Origin of the sequence: Flavobacterium sp. (assembly GCF_039930565.1) — a bacterium.
In the GTDB taxonomy this organism is placed as follows: Bacteria; Bacteroidota; Bacteroidia; order Flavobacteriales; family Flavobacteriaceae; genus Flavobacterium.
The window spans coordinates 24,767-40,595 of sequence record NZ_JBDTTP010000034.1 but is presented as its reverse complement, the minus strand read 5'-3'; the positions used below and the strand labels follow the sequence as shown (position 1 = coordinate 40,595).

The following is a 15,829-nucleotide window of genomic DNA, read 5'->3' as shown; positions in this document are numbered from 1 at the left end:
CAAGTCCCGCTCTGAGTACTAAAGCCTCTTCTTTTGAAGAGGCTTTTTTTATTGTATAAACTTAACTTTGAGATAATAAATTTGCACAGTAAATTTATTTCGTTAGATTTAATAATCAATAATCAATAATCAACAATCAACAATCAACATGGGGGCTTTTGTAATTAGTAAAAGATTTAATGATGAATATAAATTTGTGTTTACATCCAGAAAAGGGAAGGTGATATTCACGAGTTTGAGTTATGAATTGAAATTTGAATGTGAAGAGGCTATTGAAAAGTTTAAAATTAACACAGGGCTTGCTAATTTTTTGAAATTTAAAGGCTCTGGAGGGAAATATTTCTTTAAATTGATGCTTGGGGATATTCATTTTGCAACAAGCCGTAAATACACTACTGAATTGCTTTTGCAGAAAGGAATAAAAGAAATTGTGTTGTATGCTTCAAAAGCAGAAATTTTAGATTTTTCTTCAAATGATTTGATTTTTGAAGAAGAGCCGGTTGTTTAAGATATTAGTAGAATAAAAAAAGCATTTTTCAAGAGGCAAATGCTTTTTTGCATGATTAAATTCATAATTAATAATGTAAAAAAAAACCATCTCGCTTGGCGGGATGGTTTTAAAATCTTTTAGAGCTGTGTCTAATTATTTTTTTGCTTCAACTTCTTTAGCAGTAGAATCAACTACAGCAGCAGCAGAATCAACTACAGCAGCAGCAGAATCAACAACAGCAGCAGCAGAATCAACAACTACAGCTGAAGAGTCAGCAGCAGCAGCATCAGCAGCAGCATCAGTTTTTTTACAAGAAACAACAGTTAAAACAGCAACAACAGCTAAACTTAAAAATACTTTTTTCATCTTACTTTATTATAAAAGGTTAATTATTAATTCGAGGCAAAGATATAAATTTTTTAATATGTAAAATATTTTTTTATTTTTTTTTTAAAATATTTTCCTTCACTACTCGATTTCATTACTCATCAAGTAATATGCCAAAGTAATTAAAATTAAAAATATTATTGTATTTTAGGTGTATTTCCTTTTTTATTAGATATTTTAAAAACAATTGGCTATTGTTGGTTTTTAAATTGTGGTATATTTTGATTTTGGAAATAATTCTTAATCAAGCACTGTCTTTATTTTTATTCAGATTACGGTTTTTAGATTAAAATTTTAGATTAAAAGTGTTTTGGATCTATTAAATAACTCTTAAATAGCTTTAATAATTGTGTTTGTAGCTCCTTTATTTTCCTGAATATAAGATTTGCAGATTTTACCGGTATTGATCAATAAATTTTCATCTGAAAGTAAGCGGTCAAAAGTTTGTTTGAGTTCTTCCTTGTTAGAAATAACCATACAGCCTCCAATATTGGCAAGCTCAATTGCTTCTGCAAAATTAGAATAATTAGGACCAATTACAATTGGAATTCCAAATGTTGCCGGCTCCAATACATTATGGATTCCAGGATTTCCAAATCCTCCTCCTACATAGGCAATAGTGCCGTAACTGTATATTTTTGTTAACATCCCAACTGTGTCAATAATAAAGACATTATAATCGGGTAGTAGTTTGTCTTCTTTTTCAGAAAACAAAATTGTTTTTTTTGAGATGGCATTTTTTAGATTTTCAATTTGTTCTGATTTTATATTATGAGGTGCAATTATAAATTTTATAGTATCAGAAGATTGGTTAATATATTCAATTATTAACGCTTCGTCTTTCGGCCAGGAACTTCCAATTATGATGGTTGTCTGATTGTTTTTAAAAGCTGCAATAAAATCAAGTGAATTGTCTCTTTCCAGTATAGCATCTACTCTGTCAAAGCGGGTATCCCCCGAAACAATAACGTTGTTGAAGCCAATTGACTCAATTTTGTCTTTAGAATATTGATTCTGAACAAAAAAACAGGTAAAAGTTTCTAAAGCTTTTCGGTAAAATCCTCCGTACCATTTAAAAAACAATTGATTGTCCCTGAAAATTCCGGAAATCAAATAAGTAGGGGTGTTATTTGTTTTCAGCTCTTGAAGATAATTCGGCCAAAACTCATATTTAATAAAAAAAGCTAATTCCGGATGCGCTAATTTTAAAAATTTCTTAGCATTTTTTTTTGTATCCAAAGGAAGATATAAAGTGACATCAGCTACTATATTGTTTTTTCTGACTTCATATCCTGAAGGCGAGAAGAAAGTAACTATGATTTTATGTGCGGTATATTTTTCTTTTATTTTTTCGATGACTGGCAATCCTTGTTCATATTCGCCAAGTGAGGCTGCATGAAACCAAATCGTTTTGTCTTCCGGTTTTATTTTTTCCTTTAAGAGAGTAAAAACATTTTTCCTGCCGTCTGTAAAAAGCTTGATTTTAGGACTAAATACTGCTATGATTTTAAGTACAAAAACTGCAATAGAAATGACTAAATTATATAGAAAAAGCATGTGTTTATTTTTGGTGCTAAAATACGTTTCTTTCGAATATTTTCATTGTTTGAAGGTATTAAATAACTATTTTTGCTTTTGATTTTAAAGATTTGATCTAAAACAGAATCTTCAGATTTAAATAAGAAAGTAAATGAAAAAAATTCAAATGGTTGACTTAAAGGGTCAATACGAGAAAATAAAAACTACTGTTGATGCTTCTATTCAGGAAGTTTTAAATACAAATACTTATATAAACGGACCTTTGGTTCATCAGTTCCAAAAAAATCTTGAAGATTATCTGGGAGTAAAACATGTAATTCCATGTGCTAATGGTACTGACGCTTTGCAGATTGCCATGATGGGTTTGGATTTGAAACCTGGAGATGAGGTTATTACTGCCGATTTTACTTTTGCTGCCACTGTAGAAGTTATTGCTTTACTGCAATTGACTCCGGTTTTGGTTGATGTTGATATGAATAATATGAATATTTCGCTTGACGGAATTAGAAAAGCGATTACACCAAAAACCAAGGCGATTGTTCCTGTGCATTTATTTGGTCGCGCCGCCAATATGGATGCGATTATGGAGATTGCAGCTGAACATAATTTGTATGTTATTGAAGATAATGCACAAGCAATTGGAGCTCATTATAAGTCTAAAGATGGTTCAAAAAAGAAATTAGGAACAATTGGCCATGTGGGCGCAACTTCTTTTTTTCCTTCTAAAAACTTAGGTTGTTATGGAGATGGAGGTGCAATTTTCACTAATGATGATAAATTGGCTCACATCTTGCGAGGTATCGTAAATCATGGTATGTATGAAAGATATCATCATGATGTCGTAGGCGTAAATTCACGTTTAGATAGCATACAGGCAGGTGTCTTGAATGCTAAATTACCCAATTTAGATGCATACAATAAAGCGCGACAAGCGGCAGCAAGAAAATATAGTTTGGCTCTAAGTGTAAGTTCAGATATTTGGTCGCCAACGATTTGTGAAAGTTGTGATTGCCACGTTTTTCATCAGTATGTGATAAGAATTCTAAATGGAAAACGAGATGGCTTATTAGCGCATTTGCAGGATAAAGGCATTCCTTGCGCTATTTATTATCCAATTCCGCTGCACAGCCAGAAAGCGTATACCAGTTCTCGATATAAAGAAGAACAATTTCAGGTAACGAATCAATTAGTGAAAGAAGTAATTGCGTTGCCAATGCATACCGAACTTGATGATGAGCAAATTAAATTTATTACGGATTCTGTTTTGGAATTTTTGAATAAATAATTACATGAGAATAATACAGAAATCCCAATTGTCAGTTTTGATAATTGGGATTTTTGTTTTTTAATTAGTCTACCTTCTTAAAAACTATCAATTTCCCAGAAGGATTCGATAAAGTCAATTGGTTATTTTCTATATTATAAATAGTTGTGTTTTGTAAAGCTTTCAAAAAATCCCTCTCCTTATTTCCTTGGGAACAAGCCATTAGAGTAGAAACGACCTTCTTGAAACGCAGCAAATCTTTTTCATAAAAAATTTGTCCGCTAACTGCATTACATCCGCCATAACCCGAAAACCTATTCTCTGATGAATTGATTTCTATTCTCGGTAATTCTCTCTGAAAATCGGTTACAAAAACTTTAAATCCGTTCAGTTCTTCGAGCACCCAAATATCATGTAATCGGTAATCTGTATTATATTTTCCGCAGCCGACAATTTTTGTAGTCTCTAATTCTGAATTGTTTTTAATCTCTATTGATACTTTATAAGGCGAAATGGTGCCGGACATTGAATTTTGGCAATCTGCCTGCTGAATTGTAATTGCCGCTGTTGATGTTTCATTACTCGCTTTATACATCTTAACATTGGCATCCATCGCTTTGACTGCATCAACAGGCGAAAAAATAAGTTTTTCTTTTCCTGGAATTAAAGAAGTAAATACAACATTTTCTTTTTCCATTTTTAATCCCCAAAACGGTTCATTTCCTGTGGCAGTAAAATAATATTTCATCTCGTCCTCTTGAGATCCATATTCTGATGAATTTTTTGTGTCCGAAATTTTGTCTGCTGAAGTTTTACAACTTACCAAAAAGGAAAATAAAAACAAAAAGGCCAGTATATTTTTCATACGTTTTATTTGAAATAGTATTTTTATTAAAATACATGTAAAATTCTTATGAATTTACAACATTTTTCTCAATTACTTATTTAGAATGTTTTCAAATCAGGATATTTATTAAAATTCAATTCTGCAGAAAACCCGCGCTATGTAAAAGATTAAGATAAAATACGTAACAAAAATTAAGGCCTCTGACTCGAAAAATATTTTAAATACGTATTTATATAAGTATAAATACTTATATTTGCGTAGTAATACTTAATTAAAGAAATCATGATTAAAGTAATAGTAGTTGGAAACGGCATGGTGGGTTATAAATTTTGTGAAAAATTTGTTGCAAAGTCAGGACAGGAAAAGTATCAGATTACCATATTTGGAGAAGAACCGAGACGAGCCTACGATCGTGTTCATCTGAGTGAATACTTTGGAGGAAAAGCGGCTGACGATTTATCCATGTCTACAAGTGAATGGTACTTAGAACATAATATTACTTTAAATACTTCAGAATTAATTACTGATATTAATCGTGAAGAGAAAACGATTCGTACACATTTAGAAAAAGTGCATACGTATGATTACTTAGTGCTGGCTACAGGTTCTTCGGCATTTGTGCCGCCAATAGACGGGGTAGAAAAAGAAGGAGTGTTTGTATATCGTACGATTGAAGATTTGGATGCGATTATGGCATATGCCAAAAAAATAAAACAAAAAGGATGCAGTGAAGCAGCTGTTTTAGGTGGAGGATTATTAGGTTTGGAGGCTGCAAAAGCGGTTCGTGATTTAGGATTAAATCCACATGTTGTAGAGTTTGCTCCACGCTTAATGCCTAGACAGCTTGATAAAGGGGCAAGCGATATGCTGCAATCTAAAATTGAGGAGCTTAATATTGGGATTCACCTTAATAAAGCGACACAATATATAGATGGAAAAGATTGTATAACGGGAATGATGTTTGCCGATGATGAATTGTTAAAAGTAGATATGTTGGTTATATCTGCCGGAATTAAACCGCGTGATGAGCTGGCAAGAATTTCAGGACTTGAAGTTGGTTTACGTGGCGGAGTTGTGGTAAATAATCAGATGCAAACATCAGATCCTTCTATTTTTGCTATTGGTGAAGTAGCATTATACAATCAGAATATTTACGGTCTTGTAGCTCCCGGTTATGAAATGGCTGATGTTGCCGCAGAGCAAATCTTAAATGGTTCTAAAACCATGAGAGAAACTATCGATATGTCTACGCAATTGAAATTAATTGGCGTTGAAGTAGCGAGTTTTGGTGATCCTTTTATCGAAAATGATGACGTAACCGCTATTATTTACGAGAATAAATTATCCGGAATTTACAAAAGAATTAATGTAACCAAAGATTCCAAAACTTTACTGGGTGGAATTTTAGTGGGAGATTCAAGTGATTATAATTCACTTTTCCAAATTTACAGCAATGCAATGGCATTGCCTAAAAACCCGGAAGATTTGATTTTAGGTTCCAGAGACGGTTCTGAAGGATCGACTATGGGAAGTGCAATGGATTTGCCGGATACTGCAGTAATTTGTTCTTGTGAGAATGTAACCAAAGGATCAATTTGCTGTTCTGTTTTAGATGAAACCTGCTCCAGTTTTTCAGATGTTGTAAAACTAACCAAAGCAACTTCGGGTTGTGGTGGCTGTAAACCAATGGTTTCTGATCTGGTTAAAGCGGCTCAGAAATCTATGGGCAAAGAAGTAAAAGATGTTATTTGTGAGCATTTTCAATACACCCGTCAGGAATTATTTGATTTGGTGAAAATCAATAAATATGAGAATTTCTACGATGTAATTGATCATCATGGAAAAGGCGATGGCTGCGAGGTTTGTAAGCCTGTTATTGCTTCAATTTTCTCGAGTATTTATAATGATACCGCAAATAAACATTTAACGACACAAGATACCAATGATAGATTTTTAGCCAATATTCAACGAAACGGGACCTATTCTGTTGTGCCAAGAGTTGCAGGTGGAGAAATAACTGCCGAGAAATTAATAGTCATTGGAGAAGTGGCGAAACAATTCGATTTATATACTAAAATTACCGGAGCACAACGTGTCGATTTATTTGGAGCACATTTAGATGATCTTCCAAAAATATGGAAAATATTAATTGATAATGGTTTTGAAAGCGGTCATGCTTACGGTAAATCATTGAGAGCCGTAAAAAGCTGTGTTGGAAACGCCTGGTGTCGCTACGGAATGGATGACAGTGCCGGTTTTGCTATCGAATTGGAAAACAGATATAAAGGAATCCGTTCTCCGCATAAATTGAAAGGAGGAGTTTCAGCCTGTATTCGAGAATGTGCCGAAGCAAGAGGAAAAGATTTTGGACTAATTGCTGTAGAAGGTGGATGGAATTTATACATAGCCGGAAACGGAGGAGCTAATCCAAAACATGCTGTTTTATTGGCTGAACAAATTGACAAGGAAACCGTTATCAAATACATGGACCGCTTTTTAATGTACTATATCAGAACGGCTGGTCCGCTGATCAGAACATCAACCTGGCTGGAAAAACTGGACGGAGGTTTGGAGTATCTGAAAGAAGTAATTATTGAAGACAGTATTGGAATCTGCGAAACATTAGAAGCTGAAATGCAGACTTTGGTCAATACTTTTGAATGTGAGTGGAAACAAGCGCTTGAGAAACCGAGATTATTGAAACGTTTTAGTCACTTTGTGAACTCGGATGAAAAAGATGATAATATCGCTTTTGTTCCGTTAAGAGATCAAAAAATGCCAAAAGCCTGGTCATAAATAAAAGCCATTAATTTTTAAACACATAAACATAGATTTTGAGAACTTGATAGAAGGCGTTTCACTTATTTAAAACACGCATAGCTATGTGTTAGAAAAGAGTTTCTTAATTTTCTTTCAAAACTTTAAAACCTATGTTTCTATGTGTTAAAAAAAATCAATAAAGAAAATATATTACAAACGTTTGCTGTCCTCTTACCCTCTTTTTACTGCGCCATCAAACTCTCTTGATTGTAAAAGGAGGGATAAGAACACAGATTAAAAAATACAACCAAAATGGAAGAAATTTTAAATCAATACGAAACAGTACATCCTAGTGATGCTACAATATGGTTCAAAGCCGGTAATGTGAGTGATTTTCCAACCAATCGTGGGGGTTGCATCAAATACAAAAATAAACAAATTGCTATTTTTAATTTTGCAAGGCGTAATGAATGGTATGCTTGTCAAAATGCATGTCCTCATAAAATGGAAATGGTGTTGTCAAGAGGAATGACCGGTTCAACTGATGATATTCCTAAAATTGCCTGCCCAATGCACAAAAAAACATTTTCATTGGTGGATGGTTCCAACCTTAATGGAGACGATTTTAAGATTGCCACATATCCTGTCAGGATAGTTGAAGACAAAGTATTCGTTGGCTTTTTAGATTAATTATGTATATTTGAAAATATCTTTTTAATAAAAATGAATACACCTTTCCAGAAAGCAAGCGAGTGGATTGATGCAGAAAACGCTCAGGATCCAAACATAGAAACCGATCAGAATACTGAATATCCCAAAGAGCTTTTATACTCCAACAGGATGTACGAAAAACTGATGCAGTTTTGTCCTGATGCTTCAGAAGAGGTTCAGATTGCTTCAAAAGCACAACATATCTGCAGATGGAAAGTAGCGCGTGAATCCTATCCAATGGATCGTGTGGGGTATTTAAGATGGAGAGAAGATTTAAAAAAATTCCATGCCAAAACCACTGCTGAAATTTTAGAAAGAGCAGGATATGATCAGGCTTTTATTGATCGTGTTTCTTTTTTGATTGAAAAAAAACTGCTTAAAAAAGATGCCGAAACCCAATTGCTGGAAGATGTAATTTGCCTGGTATTTCTAGATTATTATCTCGAGCCTTTTGTTGAAAAGCATGATGATGAAAAACTCAAAAACATCATTAAAAAAACATGGGATAAGATGTCGGACAAAGGGCATGAAGAAGCTTTAAAAATTAATTATTCCGAAGAAAATCTGAATTTAATAAAAGCATCTTTAGGATTATAATCTACTTATGAAATGAGCTAAAAACGAATTCGATTTTCCGCTAAAAACAAATATTAACTTCGAATGAAAAAAGGCAATCAGGAAGTTGCAGAGAAAATTACATTCAAAAATTTACGACGATTGTATTTTTTTGCACTCTGGACTATTGCTGTAACCATCATTTTAAGTCAGTTATTAATTCAGTACAATCTAAAACAGCAGCTTAGTGATTCTAAAATTATCAATATTTCCGGAAAGCAAAGAATGTTGAGCCAACGGATTACCAAAGAAGTTTTGATCCTTAATTTTGTATCCGATACTTCCCAAAAAAAAGAAATTGCCCATCTTCGAAATGTGTTATCGCTTTGGAAAACCAATCAGAATGCCTTAGAAAATGGTAGTGACAGTCTGGCTTTTCCAAAAGAAAAAAGCGAATCACTTTCTAAATTATATGCCGAAATAAAACCCAGTTTTAATACTATTGTTGAATCGGTGAATTTGTTTATTTTGAATTTGGAACAAAAAAACAGCAGTGCCGATAATCAAAAACTGGTACAAAAAATTCTCAAAAACGAAGGATACTTTCTTTCGAAAATGAATGAGATTGTGTTGCAGTATGACAAGGAAGCGCATGAAAAAGTAACCGAGCAACGCACAACAGAATATTGGATTTTTGGCTTTACATTATTGGTTTTGGTACTGGAATTCTTTTTCATCTTCAAACCAACCAATAAAAAAATTGAAAATCTGATCGCCCGACTCTTATCTTCTCAAAAGAAAGCTTTAAAGCTGGCCTACGATACTGAAATCATCAGTGAAATTAAGGAAAACTCCGTAAAAGAATTAAAGTCGCTCAATTATGCGATGGAGAATACCTTGCTTTATTGCCGAATTGCACCCGACGGCTCTATCATTCACGTAGGTGAAAAATTCGCCAAACTTTTAAATTACACCAAATTTTTATCTAATAAAAGATTTGCCCAGATTTTAACCACTGACGAAAAAGAGCAGTTAAATTTTGACCGTATTATTTTTGAAAAACAAAGAAGTGGCTGGCAGGGAGAATTTAAAATAATCAACAAAGAAAATCAGGCTATCTGGCTGGATTTATCAATGGTTCCAGTGATGATTAAAAAAGAGGAACTGGAACTTTTAATTGTTTGTTTCAATATTACGGAACGTAAAAAAGCCCAGCGGGAAGTAGAGCGTCTAAATCTTGAAAACAGTACCGAAAAAATCAATCAGCAAAAGATTATTTCAAGCAAGATTGTAGAAAATCAGGAGAATGAACAAAACCGGATTGCCAAGGAAATCCACGATGGAATAGGGCAGATGCTGACGGGTTTGAAATTTAGCCTGGAAAGTATCAATCTGGACGACAAGGAAAAATCAGCACAGAAAATTGAATACCTGAAAAAATTATCACTTGATATTATTATAGGTGTCCGAACAGCAACTTTCAACTTAATGCCGCCCGAATTAAGTGATCACGGAATCGTTTCATCAATAGCAAAACTGACTCAGGAACTCTCTAAACTAACCGGAAAAGAAATTTTGTTCTACAACAAAACCGACTTTGACCAGCGTTTGGATTCCTTAATCGAAATCAATATTTATCGCCTGACTCAGGAAGCGATTAATAATGCCATAAAATATGCAGACTCCTCCCATATTATAGTGCAGCTTTCACACAGTCAAACGCTATTGAGTATTATCGTTGATGATAATGGAAAAGGTTTTGATATGGCAGCAGTTGATAAAAAACGAAACAGTGAATCCGGAATGGGCTTGTTATTTATGAAAGAAAGAATTCAATATATTAACGGACGTGTTTTCTTCAATTCGATTCCGGGAGAAGGAACAAGGATAACTTTTAATATTCCAATTTCAAAATTAGATAATTTAGGTAATTAGAAAATGTGCCAATTTGATAATGGCTTATATTATTTGGAATCTAAATTAATGCATTCTTGATTTTAAATTATCTAATTATTTAATTCAAAAAATACGTATCTTAGCCATTCATTATAGATGAATATACGTAAAATTTCAGAATAAAAATTAAGTAAAATATGAGTGATATTATTCGGGTTGTGCTGGCTGATGATCATGTGTTTGTAAGAGACGGCATCAAATCGTTACTGGAAAACGAAGCAAATATTGAGGTTGTAGGTGAAGCAATTGATGGTGCAGATGCACTTGAAGTAGTAGCGGCACATACACCTGATTTACTTATAGTAGATATTCGTATGCCACATTTAACGGGTATCGAAGTAGTAGAAAAACTTAGAAGCGATAACAATGATGTAAAAATCATTATGCTTTCGATGCACGAGTCGGAAGAATACGTATTGAAATCCATTAAAGCAGGAGCCGACGGTTATTTACTTAAAGGTTCCAGCAAAGATGAATTCCTGAAAGCATTGCATACTGTTGCGAATGGCGGAAAATATTTTAGTGGAGATATCTCTTCCATATTAATTGGACAGCTTACCAATTCCTCTATGTCACCAGAACCTAAACAAAATTTAGGAGAAGAAATGATGATTACCAAAAGGGAAAAAGAAATCCTGACACTTTTATTGTCCGGAAAAGGAAACAAAGAAATTGCTGAAGCGCTTGAAATAAGCAAGCGTACTGCTGAAGTACATCGTTTTAATTTGATGAAAAAGCTGAAAGTGAAGAATTTAATGGAACTTTCCAATAAAGCAACAGAATATTCTTTACTATAAAATAAATAAGTATAAATACTTATTTATTTTGCAAAACCTACTAAAAAGCAGTTTTTAACTAAGTCATAATACTTATTTTTACCAAAAAATATAAGTACTATGGAAAATACAAACTCTTTAAAGCAATCGCATAAAATTTTATTTTTAAATACACTGGCCTTTACAGTTTGTTTTGCCTGCTGGACTTTAAATGGTGTTTTGGTAACCTTTTTAGTAGACAATGGCATCTTTGACTGGAGCGTTGTTCAGGTAGGGTGGTTATTAGGAATTCCAATTCTTACTGGCTCTATAATGCGTTTGCCAATAGGCATACTTACTGATAAATTTGGTGGTAAATATGTGTTTTCACTATTACTGCTGCTATGTTCGATCCCTTTGTTTCTATTACAATTTGCAGATAGCTTTTTCATGTTTGCAGTATTGAGTTTTTTGTTTGGAATGGTTGGGACAAGTTTCGCTGTCGGAATTGGATATACTTCAATCTGGTATCCGAAAGAGTGGCAGGGTCGAGCGTTGGGAATTTTCGGAATGGGAAATGCCGGAGCAGCGATCACTACTTTTTTAGCACCTTCATTATTAAATCATTTTTCAATAGAAGATCCACAAAACGGATGGAAAATACTGCCTGTTATTTATGCAGTTGTGTTAGTTATTATAGGTGTTGCCTTTTTGATTTTCGCCAAAAACAAAAAAATAGAAAACCATACCAAAACGGTTTCTCAAATGCTGGGTTCTTTAAAATCAGCGCGAGTTTGGCGTTTTGGGGCCTATTATTTTCTGGTTTTTGGATGTTTTGTAGCGTATTCACAATGGCTGTTGCCCAATTTCATGAACGTTTATCAGACAAGTTTGGTTATGGGTGGATTATTTGCGACCCTGTTTAGTTTGCCATCAGGGGTAATCAGGGCTTTTGGAGGCTATTTATCTGATAAATTCGGAGCCAGAAAAGTGATGTACTGGGTGTTGAGTTCATCCGTTATTTTGAGTGCTTTGTTAATGATTCCAAAAATGGAAATTACAACTACAGGACCTGGAGTTTTGGCAGCCAAAAAAGGAACAATTACTTCAGTATCAGATCAGAATATTAAAGTTGGAGAAACAGATTTTGCTGTAGGTCAAAAAAAGGAAACCCTATCTGAGAGTACAATTTTTCCAACCAGTACTTCCTGGCAGCAAGTAGTAGTGCAACAAAATCAAACTGTAAAGAAAAAAGAATTATTGGCAAAAGGAATTACCGTAATTAAGTTTGATGCCAATATGTGGGTCTTCTTAGTATTGGTAGTGCTGATAGGAATTTCATGGGGAATTGGAAAAGCTGCCGTTTACAAACATATCCCGGAATATTTTCCGACTGAAGTGGGTGTAGTGGGCGGAATGGTTGGTATGATAGGAGGTTTAGGCGGTTTCTTTGGACCAATTATCTTTGGTTATTTATTAACGGCGACCGGAATCTGGTCAAGTTCCTGGATATTCATTCTGATATTCTCTATTATTTGTTTGGTTTGGATGCACCTTACCATCACTAAAATGATGAATGAAAAACAACCGGAATTATCCAGAAAGATGGAAAGAAAATCCTCAAAAGCAATAATATAAAATAATCTTATTTCGGCGAAAGCCAAATATTCTAATTTCTCTCTACTTTAAAAAGAGCTTTTTGATTGACTTCGGAAGCTCTTTTTTGTGTTTTAAAAAGGGTATATTTGGTGTAAGATTATTTATTTTTCTAGACATCAAATTAATATAGTTATACTTAGAATTCTCAATAAAATGAAAATTATAACTTGGAATTGTAATATGGCATTCAGAAAAAAGGCAGAATTTATTTTGGCTCATAATCCTGATATTGTTGTAATTCCAGAATGTGAAAATCCGGACAAATTGAAATTTCCTGTAGGAACTAAATTACCAACAGATATTCTTTGGTATGGCTCAAATCAAAATAAAGGAATTGGTATTTTTTCCTATAGCGATTACCGATTTAAACTACTTAAATGCCATAATCCAATTTTCAAAAACATATTGCCAATAGCTGTTACAGGAGGAAATGTGGATTTTACTTTATTTGCAATCTGGGCAAATAATCCGGAAGATAAAGACGGACAATATGTAACCCAGGTTTGGAAAGCGATCCATTATTATGAAAACCTTATTACTGAAAATAAAACGATTTTAATTGGTGATTTTAATAGCAATACTATTTGGGACAAGCCTCGACGAGAAGGAAATCATACAACTGTAGTCAATAAATTAGAGTCAAAGAAAATTTTTAGTACCTATCATAAATATTACAATCAATTACAGGGAAAGGAACAACATCCCACTTTGTATATGTATCGTAATGCAAGCAAACCTTATCATATTGATTATTGTTTCGCTTCAAATGATTTCATGGAAATTTTAGAGAGCGTAGAAGTAGGAACTTATCAGGACTGGACAAAATATAGCGACCATAAACCTTTAATAATCAATTTCAATTTATAAAGATAATAACCAACTCCTGTACACAAAGACTATCGAGGCTATTGTAATTAAAAATTTTACTTATGTTGAAGAAAAAATATAAGCTTTTTAAATGATAGAGACGCACAACTGCGCGTCTCCACAATACAAATCAACTCAACTTAAATTAATTTTTATAGACCATTCCCATATCTTCGATAGAGAATTTATCCGTTAGTAAATGCAATAATTTATCCCTTAAGGCAATATATTCCGGCATTTTTACAATTTCAATTTTATTACGCGGTCTAGGCAAATTTACTTCTACGATTTCACGAATAGTAGAAGCCGGACCATTATTTAAAACCACAATTCTGTCTGATAAAAATAATGCTTCTTCAATATCGTGCGTAATCATAACAATTGTTTTTTCGCGGTTGTTTAAGTTCCATAATTTTAAGACTTCCAATTGCATCGAGCCTTTTGTCAGGGCATCCAGAGCACCAAACGGTTCATCCAAAAGCAATACGCCAGGATTTATGGCAAATGCTCTCGCAATCGCTACACGTTGTTTCATGCCGCCTGAAAGTTGTCCCGGCAATTTGTCCTTATGTTCAAAAAGATTTACCATTTTAAGGTTCTCAATCACAATTTCATGCTTCTCTTTTTTAGAACAATCCATAACCGAATCAACAGCCTGAAAAATATTCTCTTCAACAGTCAGCCAGGGCAAAAGCGAATAGTTCTGAAAAACGATTCCACGATCCGGTCCCGGACCTTTTATTTTCTCGTTGGCCAGTTCAACAGTTCCGCCCGTTGGTGTTAACATGCCGCCAATGGCATTCATAATGGTAGATTTTCCACAGCCTGAGTGTCCAATAATAGAGATGATTTCTCCTTTTTGAATAGATAAATTAATATCTCGAACCGCTATGTATTTTCCTTTTGGGGTTGGGAATGATATTTCTAAATTTTTTATTTCTAAATAGCTCATGATGTTTAGTTTTAGATTGTTGATTTTTTCAAGTTTCAAGTTTCAGGTTTTTTTAGAGACCAGTCAGTTAGAACCTCAGAATGTTTTCTATTAAGCTTTATAAGCCACTTTACTTTCAATAAAAGTGAATAATTTATCGAAAAGAAGCCCCACGATTCCGATGATGATAATGGCTGAGATCACTTTTTCTAAACTTAGGGCATTCCAGCTGTCCCAAACAAAGAACCCGATTCCCGCACCACCTGAAAGCATTTCTCCTGCCACAATTACCAGCCAGGCAACGCTTATACTCAAACGCAATCCCGTGATAATATGTGGTAAACTATATGGAATTAAAATTTTGGTTAAATAACGCATTTTCGAAAACCCAAAAGCTTTTGCAACGTTTTTGTGGTCCTGCGGAATCGAAGCTACTCCAAAAGAAGTATTGATTAAAGTAGACCATAACGAGGTAATGAAAACAATAAAAATAGTCGCCATTCCGGTATCTTTAAAAACAACCAGTCCGATTGGAAACCAAGCTAAAGGCGAAACTGGTTTCAAAAGCTGTACAATTGGATAAAAAATTTGTTTGCAAGTGTTGCTTGCTCCCATCAAAATACCAATCGGAATTGCGATTAAGGATCCCAATAAAAATCCAAATAAAACAGTTTTGATCGAATTGAATAATTGCAAGCCAATTCCCTTATCATTTGGACCGTAATCATAAAACGGATCACTTAACATTTCTTTCAAAACAGTAAAAGTGGCTAAAGGTCCCGGCAGCGCATCTTTCGTATAAAAGCTGAGCAAACTCCAAAATCCTATAAAAATTAAAACTCCAATTCCTGCTAATCCGGTTGATTTTAGTTTTGCTGCAAATTGACCGATAATTAATTTTAAGGCATCGCTTTTTGCAGAATCATTGACAGTCCGCGAAGTCAAAGCTTCAACATGACCGGTAGGTAGTGTTAGTATATCTTTATCTGACATGATTATGTAATTTAAATTGAAAATTATATTTATGAATATTCGTGTGAAGTTAATTTTCCACAGATTAAAATGATTTTCCCAGATTAAAGAGCTTTAAGTAGTGTTGAAAAATAAT

14 protein-coding genes are annotated in these 15,829 nt (G+C 33.8%); 9 read left to right on the top strand and 5 right to left on the bottom strand.

Annotated elements, in window-relative coordinates:
• Window positions 1–148: 148 nt before the first annotated feature.
• Entirely contained in the window at window positions 149–508 is a 360-nt protein-coding gene (locus tag ABI657_RS10310; protein ID WP_348097176.1) for a DUF1508 domain-containing protein, read from the top strand.
• Window positions 509–643: 135 nt separating this feature from the next.
• Here ABI657_RS10310 and ABI657_RS10305 read toward each other — a convergent pair whose 3' ends face one another.
• On the bottom strand, window positions 644–856 hold the full coding sequence (locus ABI657_RS10305; RefSeq protein ID WP_348097175.1) for a hypothetical protein: 213 nt from the start codon (window positions 854–856) through the stop codon (window positions 644–646).
• 351 nt (window positions 857–1,207) lie between these two features.
• Window positions 1,208–2,434 (bottom strand): glycosyltransferase N-terminal domain-containing protein, encoded by a 1,227-nt coding sequence (locus ABI657_RS10300; RefSeq protein ID WP_348097174.1) that lies wholly within the window; start codon window positions 2,432–2,434, stop codon window positions 1,208–1,210.
• 133 nt (window positions 2,435–2,567) lie between these two features.
• On the opposite strand from ABI657_RS10300, the gene ABI657_RS10295 reads away from it, so the two are divergent.
• Complete coding sequence (locus ABI657_RS10295; protein WP_348097173.1) at window positions 2,568–3,701, top strand: DegT/DnrJ/EryC1/StrS family aminotransferase; 1,134 nt, start codon at window positions 2,568–2,570, stop codon at window positions 3,699–3,701.
• Between the two features lie 64 nt (window positions 3,702–3,765).
• On the opposite strand, the gene ABI657_RS10290 is transcribed toward ABI657_RS10295, so the two are convergent.
• Entirely contained in the window at window positions 3,766–4,545 is a 780-nt protein-coding gene (locus ABI657_RS10290; protein WP_348097172.1) for an META domain-containing protein, read from the bottom strand.
• A gap of 264 nt (window positions 4,546–4,809) precedes the next feature.
• On the opposite strand from ABI657_RS10290, the gene nirB reads away from it, so the two are divergent.
• From nirB to ABI657_RS10255, 7 genes are all read left to right on the top strand, one after another.
• Window positions 4,810–7,323, top strand: a complete 2,514-nt coding sequence (gene nirB, locus ABI657_RS10285) for a nitrite reductase large subunit NirB (protein WP_348097171.1) — start codon at window positions 4,810–4,812, stop codon at window positions 7,321–7,323.
• A gap of 276 nt (window positions 7,324–7,599) precedes the next feature.
• A complete protein-coding gene (gene nirD / locus ABI657_RS10280; RefSeq protein ID WP_348097170.1) occupies window positions 7,600–7,977 on the top strand; it encodes a nitrite reductase small subunit NirD in 378 nt (125 codons plus the stop codon).
• 33 nt (window positions 7,978–8,010) lie between these two features.
• Window positions 8,011–8,595 carry a DUF4202 domain-containing protein gene (locus ABI657_RS10275; protein ID WP_348097169.1) on the top strand — a complete coding sequence of 195 codons (585 nt, stop codon included), beginning with the start codon at window positions 8,011–8,013 and terminating at the stop codon, window positions 8,593–8,595.
• 63 nt (window positions 8,596–8,658) lie between these two features.
• A complete protein-coding gene (locus tag ABI657_RS10270; protein ID WP_348097168.1) occupies window positions 8,659–10,488 on the top strand; it encodes an ATP-binding protein in 1,830 nt (609 codons plus the stop codon).
• A gap of 158 nt (window positions 10,489–10,646) precedes the next feature.
• Window positions 10,647–11,306 carry a response regulator transcription factor gene (locus ABI657_RS10265; RefSeq protein WP_348097167.1) on the top strand — a complete coding sequence of 220 codons (660 nt, stop codon included), beginning with the start codon at window positions 10,647–10,649 and terminating at the stop codon, window positions 11,304–11,306.
• Between the two features lie 99 nt (window positions 11,307–11,405).
• A complete protein-coding gene (locus tag ABI657_RS10260; protein ID WP_348097166.1) occupies window positions 11,406–12,902 on the top strand; it encodes an MFS transporter in 1,497 nt (498 codons plus the stop codon).
• A gap of 174 nt (window positions 12,903–13,076) precedes the next feature.
• Window positions 13,077–13,790, top strand: a complete 714-nt coding sequence (locus tag ABI657_RS10255) for an endonuclease/exonuclease/phosphatase family protein (protein ID WP_348097165.1) — start codon at window positions 13,077–13,079, stop codon at window positions 13,788–13,790.
• A gap of 145 nt (window positions 13,791–13,935) precedes the next feature.
• Here ABI657_RS10255 and ABI657_RS10250 read toward each other — a convergent pair whose 3' ends face one another.
• Together ABI657_RS10250 and ntrB are read right to left on the bottom strand one after the other, a co-directional pair.
• Window positions 13,936–14,742, bottom strand: a complete 807-nt coding sequence (locus ABI657_RS10250) for an ABC transporter ATP-binding protein (RefSeq protein ID WP_348097164.1) — start codon at window positions 14,740–14,742, stop codon at window positions 13,936–13,938.
• A 90-nt stretch (window positions 14,743–14,832) separates the two neighbouring features.
• On the bottom strand, window positions 14,833–15,714 hold the full coding sequence (gene ntrB / locus ABI657_RS10245) for a nitrate ABC transporter permease (protein ID WP_348097163.1): 882 nt from the start codon (window positions 15,712–15,714) through the stop codon (window positions 14,833–14,835).
• Window positions 15,715–15,829: the final 115 nt, after the last annotated feature.

What these genes read in the sequence shown, in the direction of transcription:
- ABI657_RS10270 (WP_348097168.1), top strand. Translation starts at nt 8,659, where the DNA reads ATGAAAAAAGGCAATCAGGAAGTTGCAGAGAAAATTACATTCAAAAAT.
- ABI657_RS10265 (WP_348097167.1), top strand. Translation starts at nt 10,647, where the DNA reads ATGAGTGATATTATTCGGGTTGTGCTGGCTGATGATCATGTGTTTGTA.
- ABI657_RS10250 (WP_348097164.1), bottom strand. Translation starts at nt 14,742, where the DNA reads ATGAGCTATTTAGAAATAAAAAATTTAGAAATATCATTCCCAACCCCA.
- ABI657_RS10275 (WP_348097169.1), top strand. Translation starts at nt 8,011, where the DNA reads ATGAATACACCTTTCCAGAAAGCAAGCGAGTGGATTGATGCAGAAAAC.
- ABI657_RS10290 (WP_348097172.1), bottom strand. Translation starts at nt 4,545, where the DNA reads ATGAAAAATATACTGGCCTTTTTGTTTTTATTTTCCTTTTTGGTAAGT.
- nirD (WP_348097170.1), top strand. Translation starts at nt 7,600, where the DNA reads ATGGAAGAAATTTTAAATCAATACGAAACAGTACATCCTAGTGATGCT.
- ABI657_RS10295 (WP_348097173.1), top strand. Translation starts at nt 2,568, where the DNA reads ATGAAAAAAATTCAAATGGTTGACTTAAAGGGTCAATACGAGAAAATA.
- ABI657_RS10305 (WP_348097175.1), bottom strand. Translation starts at nt 856, where the DNA reads ATGAAAAAAGTATTTTTAAGTTTAGCTGTTGTTGCTGTTTTAACTGTT.
- ABI657_RS10260 (WP_348097166.1), top strand. Translation starts at nt 11,406, where the DNA reads ATGGAAAATACAAACTCTTTAAAGCAATCGCATAAAATTTTATTTTTA.
- ntrB (WP_348097163.1), bottom strand. Translation starts at nt 15,714, where the DNA reads ATGTCAGATAAAGATATACTAACACTACCTACCGGTCATGTTGAAGCT.
- ABI657_RS10300 (WP_348097174.1), bottom strand. Translation starts at nt 2,434, where the DNA reads ATGCTTTTTCTATATAATTTAGTCATTTCTATTGCAGTTTTTGTACTT.
- ABI657_RS10310 (WP_348097176.1), top strand. Translation starts at nt 149, where the DNA reads ATGGGGGCTTTTGTAATTAGTAAAAGATTTAATGATGAATATAAATTT.
- nirB (WP_348097171.1), top strand. Translation starts at nt 4,810, where the DNA reads ATGATTAAAGTAATAGTAGTTGGAAACGGCATGGTGGGTTATAAATTT.
- ABI657_RS10255 (WP_348097165.1), top strand. Translation starts at nt 13,077, where the DNA reads ATGAAAATTATAACTTGGAATTGTAATATGGCATTCAGAAAAAAGGCA.